At 70.1% G+C, this 806-nt stretch carries 1 protein-coding gene; it reads right to left on the bottom strand.

Features of this window, described 5'->3' with window-relative positions; genetic code table 11:
- A partial coding sequence (locus tag FVS66_RS02315) for a polyketide synthase (protein ID WP_149179268.1) occupies nt 1-806 on the bottom strand: 806 nt, incomplete at both ends.

Raw genomic sequence — 806 nt, 5'->3', positions numbered from 1 at the left:
TGACCGATGTTCGACTTGATCGAACCGAGCCACAGCGGATCACCCTCACGCTCACGCCCATACGTCGCCAAAAGCGCCTGAGCCTCGATCGGATCACCCAGCTTCGTACCCGTCCCATGACCCTCGACCGCATCCACATCGGACAGCCGCAGCCCGGCGTTCTCCAGGGCGCGCCGGATGACCCGCTCCTGAGAAGGGCCGTTGGGAGCGGTGAGGCCGTTGCTGGCACCGTCCTGGTTGATCGCCGTGCCACGGATCAGACCGAGGATGCGCCGCCCGTTGCGCTTGGCGTCCGACAGCCGCTCCAGCACCACCAGGCCCAGGCCGTCGGCGAACCCCGTGCCGTCGGCAGACGCTGCGTACGCACGGCACCGGCCGTCCGTGGCCAGACCACGCTGACGGCTGAACTCCCGCAGCATGAAAGGGCCGGGCATCAGGGCCACACCACCGGCGAGCGCGAGGGAGCACTCGCCTGCCCGCAGGGCCTGGGACGCGAAGTGCAGGGCGACGGCAGAGGAGGAGCAGGCCGTGTCCACCGACACCGCCGGGCCCTCCAGCCCGAGCAGGTAGGAGATACGGCCGGAGCTGACGCTGGCCGAGCCACCGGTGAGCTGGAAGCCCTCCACCTGCGGCAGGCTGCCTTCCGGGGCAACGCTGTAGTCGGTGACGCCGAGGCCACAGTAGACGCCGGTGTCGCTGCCCCGCAGCGAGGTCGGGTCCATACCGGCGTGCTCGAACGCCTCCCACGACGCCTCCAGCAGCAGACGCTGCTGCGGGTCCATCGCGGTGGCCTCACGCGGGCTGAT

Source organism: Streptomyces sp. TRM49041 (genome assembly GCF_008271805.1).
GTDB lineage: Bacteria > Actinomycetota > Actinomycetes > Streptomycetales > Streptomycetaceae > Streptomyces.
This window is presented reverse-complemented; position numbering and strand designations above follow the sequence as displayed.